Raw genomic sequence first — 4828 nt, forward strand, 5'->3', positions numbered from 1 at the left:
AGCTCCGCATGGGGGATCCGCTGCTGGTCGGCTTCGACATGTACCGCGGCGGCCCGCTCGTCAAGTGCACCGAGACGAAGGCCTGCTTCCGCACCGACGTCTTTGTGGTCGAAGCCGACGTTTTGGAAGTTCGCCGCAAGAAACCCTTTGAGGCGGGCACCCACGTCGGCACCGGGCACGGGGCGTCCTGCGCCGCGTCCCACCGCGAACGCCTTCAGGCGATCGTCGACTGCGGGCGGCTCCACACGGTGGTGGACGGCCTGGAGCTGCTGCTCCCCGGCGCGGAACTCATCGACTTCGCCGGGAACTACGCGATGCTCGACATCGGCGGGATGGAGGAGCCCTTGAAGGTGGGCGACGTCGTCCGCTTCAAGCCCGACTACTGGGCCGTGGGGACGATGATGCGGTCGGCCACCGTGCCGAAGGTCTTCGTGACGGAACTGCCGGTGGAGCTCCCTGAGCCGAACTGAGTCGGCCGGCTGTTTCTCGACGGAGAAAGCTCTTCAGACGGTCGGGATGATGAAGGGCGTTGCGGGCGGGTTTCCGGGGCGCCCTTCCCGTTTTCAGCTTCTTCCCGATCGGGAATTACGGTCACGTACGTCTTTGAGCTATTGAATCCCGGGCGCGCAGGCGGCATGATGGAAGGTGTAGGCCGGTTTTGTCCGGCCGACCCGAGAAGAACACCGCAACGACCCCTTCCGCTCGCCCCCGAGCAAGGCCCCCACATGTCCCTACGTCCCCGCACCCGGTCCGCTTTTCACCGCCTCGCAGGCTTCGCGCTCGCGGGGCTCTTCGCCGCGACCGTCGGGGCGTGGACCACGGGGAATGCGTGGGCGGCCGAGACGGCACCCCTTGCCCCCGTCACCGTCGCCCACGCGGAAACCAACCCCGCCCACGACCTCTCGATGCACGGGAGCGACCTCCACGCCCAGACCGACCACGAGCACGAACCGTTCGTCGTCGCCTACGTCGAGGGCGGGCCTTTCGTCGACTACCAGCGCGTGTTAGCGGGCGTCGCGAAGGGGCTCGAAACGATGGGCTGGATCGAGGACGGCGACGTCCCGATGCCGGAAGGGACCGAGAGCGCCGAACCCATCTGGAACTGGTTGTCGGAGCACGCCGGCGGCCGGATCGTCTTCGCGAAGGACGGCTTCTATTCGGCCGGGTGGGATGAGTCGAACCGCGATGAGATGTTCGCGGCCATCGGGAAGATGAAGCACGTCGACGCGATCCTCGCCTTCGGGACGTGGGCCGGGACGGAGTTTTCGAAGCTCCCCGACGGGAAGCGCACGACGCCGGTCGTCGTGGCGTCCGTCACGAACGCGCTCGAATCCGGGATCGTGAAGTCGTTGGAACGGTCGGGCGTCCCGAACCTTGTGGCCTCCATCGAACCCGACCGCTATCCGCGCCAGCTCTCCATCTTCCAGAGCGTCTTCTGGTTCCGAAAGCTCGGGATCGCCTATGAGGACACCCCTGCCGGGCGCGGGAGCATTGCGTTGAAGGCGCTCGAAAACACCGCCATGTCGCTCGGGATCGAACTGATCCGCTGTACGGACCGCTTCGACGTCGCGGACGTGAACGTCGCGGCGGCGCGCCTCAAAGCCTGCCACCGGCAGTTGGTCGAGCGCGGCGCGCAGGCCGTCTATCTGACGGCCAACGTCGGCCTCACGGCCGATACCGCGGCGGACGTGTTAGAACCGCTCATTGAAGCCAAGCTCCCCACCTTCTCGCAGGTGGGGTCCTTCGACGTCGAGAACGGGGCGCTGCTTTCGATCTCCGAAGTGAACCTCGCCGACGAAGGGGCCTTCTCCGCCGGGCAGCTCGTAAGGATTCTGGAGGGCCAGAGCCCCGAGGCGATCAACCAACGTTACGAAGGCGCGGTGAGCCTGGCGGTGAACCTTGAAACCGCGAAGCGGATCGGGTGGGAGCCGCCCCTGGAGATTTTGGTGGCGGTGGACGAGTTCTATCCGAAGCGGGAAGACGGGGAGACGGATGCGGCGGATGACGTTGAGGCGGCCGAACAGACGCCCGGTGAGGACGCCGAACCCTGAGATCGGCGCGCCTTGCTGATCCCGATCGGGATCTCTGAAATCGAACACTTTCACCCGCGGCCGGGGCTCCCCGCCGCGGGTGTTTTCATGTCCGGATTGCTCATTTGCATCACGGTTTTCGACAGCATGTCGAAAACCGTTACTTGCCCGAAGCGGAAATATATCGTTGCATTCGTCGGTTTCCATAGGATCTCTGAGCTATTCCATACGCCTTAAATGACCCGGGTTCAGTTATGGCCGTGCGTGAACGCCACGTGAAAAACAACTTATTACACACCGTCTGAACGCTTGTTCATCCCCTTGAAAATCAAGGCAAGTACGAAAGATCTGAATTCGAAATGTCGAAAAGACTGAACGTTCAGCGCACCCGAACAGTTACGCCTTCGCCTATGGTGAGGCCATCGCCATCCCCAACGGACGCGATGTTCAACCGGCCGAACGGTAGGGGCCGGAACAATCAGAACAAGGAAAAAACATCATGTTCAAGAAGTCTCTTACGGTGCTCGCCGTTCTCGGCGCCTTTGCGGGCACGGCAATGGCCGCCGACGTCACCGTCTACGGCGTCGTCGACGCCGGTCTCGCCTACACGCATGACAAGACCACGGTGAACGCCAAGATCAACGCCCAGGAACTCAAGGATTCCGTCAAGAATGACGAATTCCGCATGGATTCGGGTAACAACTCCGCGACGCGCTTCGGCATCCGCGGCACGGAGGACCTCGGCAACGGCCTGCAGGTCGGCTTCATCCTCGAAAACGGCTTCGACGCCGACACCGGCGCCCTCACGACCGACGACACGATCTTCGACCGTCAGGCCACGCTCTCGCTCTCCGGCAACTTCGGTACGGTCTACATGGGCCGCATGAGCACGCTCATTTCCGATACGGGTTCCGTGGGCTTCTACGGCTCGATGGCCTCCGCCTTCGGCTCCGGCTGGTCCTCGAACATCGCCGGCCACACGGCCGTGAACGCCACCTATCAGACCCGCTACAACAACGCGGTCACCTACGTGTCGCCTGAATTCGCCGGCACGAAGATCTACGCGCAGTACGCCATGGGCGACGACGAAGAAAACACGATCCGCAACGACCGTTACGCCGCTTTGGGTGCCGAATGGAAGGCCGGTCCCATGGACTTCGGCGTCTTGGTCGATTGGCTCGACAAGGATTCCTCCGAACACGGCGCGGGCTTCGGCGCCCGCATGAACGTTCAGGACCAGTACACGGTGAACTTCGCCGGTTCCTACGACTTCGGCGTTGCGAAGGCCTTCGCCGCCGTCCAGTACTTCAAGGACGCTCGCGACGCGGGCGGCATCCTCGACAACATGGGCTTCTTCGAAATCGGCAACGCAGGCGACCAGGTCTTCAACAAGGCCAACACGGCCGCCGAAGGCTACGGTCTGCACCTCGGCGCGACGTTCGACGCGCTGGGCGGCACCTTCCTGGCCGGCGTCGGCTACATGGACGGCGAACTCGACTATGCCTACGACGGCCACGTCGCCGACATCAAGGCCTACTCCGCCTCGCTCGGCTACGAATACGCCCTCTCCTCGCGCACCAAGCTCTATTCGGGCGTGGGCTACCTCAAGCAGGAAGCCGACGGCGTGAAGACGGGCGTTGCCTCCGGCAACTGGAAGTATGAAGGCTACGACGTGATCGCCGGCCTGGTCCACACGTTCTAATCGAAGACCCCGGGACGGCCCCAACCAGACCAGCCGTCCCGACAGTCTTCAAACCTAAGACCCCGGAGATTGGGAAAGAGCTCCGGGGTCTTTTCACGTCCGCCGAATCCCTGACGGGTCCCCCAAAACTCTTGCTTTTCAAGGGCTTCAATTCCACCTCGGCGTCTACCCCCTACCCTGAAAAGGACTGAGGAATGCGGTTTTCCAAGGCGGCCACGTAAAATCGACGGCGAATCGGAGGCGATGGCAAGAATCCGCCTGATTCCGCCCATTGCAGAGCACGACGACACGTAAACCTCGGGACGGATCCGCGCGGGCCGCCCAGGCCGATTCCCCTGGGCCGGGCCGCCCGGCGCCCGACCCGGTAGAATCCACTCCGACATCGCGTTGGAGGTACGTCCGGGCGGAGGGATCCTGAGTCCCTGCGCGGCGGGCGTTGAGAGAGTCTCCCATCACCGGATCAGGTTAATGCCTGCGGCGGGAAACGCGCTTCACGGGCACGGGTGCAGGAAGGCGGGAACGCCTTTCCGGCGCCGCGCGCCCGCCTTCGGCACGGTGACCTTCCTTCTTTGACGACAAGGTCCGCCATGCAAAACAAGTCTTCTGAAAAACCCGTTCACCTCATCCGCCACCCGCGGTCGGACGAGGATCCGGACGAAACCCTTGAGCAGCGCCGCCGGGACTCCCGGTTCGGCCATATCCTCGACGCCAACGGTCGCCGCGTACCGCTGCGACGGATCGAACTGACCGACACGCCCTCAGCATTCGGCGGCGGCCGAAACCCCGTCTTCTTCGTCCCCGACACGTCGGGACCCTTCGGCGCGGACAACCGCGTCGCGGGCTGCTGGAGCAGTCCTTTTGCGGACGCGGAGGAAGGCGTCGCCCGGGGCCCGGGCAAAACCCAGCTCTCGCTCGCCCAATGGGGCGTCGTGACGCCCGAGATGGACTTCGTCGCGGCGCGTGAGAACCAGGGCCGCGAGGCCTTCCTCAAAAGCGTCGAGGACTGCGCCAACCCCAAGGTCGACCGCCTCGTCGCGGACCTCTTCAAGACGCCCGCCTGGACGGGCGAACTCGTGCGGCGGGAGGTCGCCGCCGG

Annotated in this window: 3 protein-coding genes and 1 pseudogene; all 4 read left to right on the forward strand. The window is 64.1% G+C overall.

Annotated features, from left to right (window positions below; translation table 11 throughout):
* A partial coding sequence (locus HMPREF9440_RS06290) for a type III PLP-dependent enzyme domain-containing protein (RefSeq protein ID WP_008542577.1) occupies positions 1-470 on the forward strand: 470 nt, incomplete at its 5' end.
* 255 nt (positions 471-725) lie between these two features.
* Positions 726-2051 carry an ABC transporter substrate binding protein gene (locus HMPREF9440_RS06295; RefSeq protein ID WP_008542578.1) on the forward strand — a complete coding sequence of 442 codons (1326 nt, stop codon included), beginning with the start codon at positions 726-728 and terminating at the stop codon, positions 2049-2051.
* Between the two features lie 478 nt (positions 2052-2529).
* Positions 2530-3732 (forward strand): porin, encoded by a 1203-nt coding sequence (locus tag HMPREF9440_RS06305; protein ID WP_008542580.1) that lies wholly within the window; start codon positions 2530-2532, stop codon positions 3730-3732.
* 587 nt (positions 3733-4319) lie between these two features.
* Positions 4320-4828 (forward strand): annotated as a pseudogene (locus HMPREF9440_RS11975) (hypothetical protein); the annotation flags it as partial.

The organism is Sutterella parvirubra YIT 11816 (assembly GCF_000250875.1).
Classification (GTDB): Bacteria; Pseudomonadota; Gammaproteobacteria; order Burkholderiales; family Burkholderiaceae_F; genus Sutterella; species Sutterella parvirubra.

Bases quoted from the DNA above. Each gene is read 5' to 3' on its own strand.
- HMPREF9440_RS06295 (WP_008542578.1), top strand. From the start codon at position 726: ATGTCCCTACGTCCCCGCACCCGGTCCGCTTTTCACCGCCTCGCAGGC.
- HMPREF9440_RS06305 (WP_008542580.1), top strand. From the start codon at position 2,530: ATGTTCAAGAAGTCTCTTACGGTGCTCGCCGTTCTCGGCGCCTTTGCG.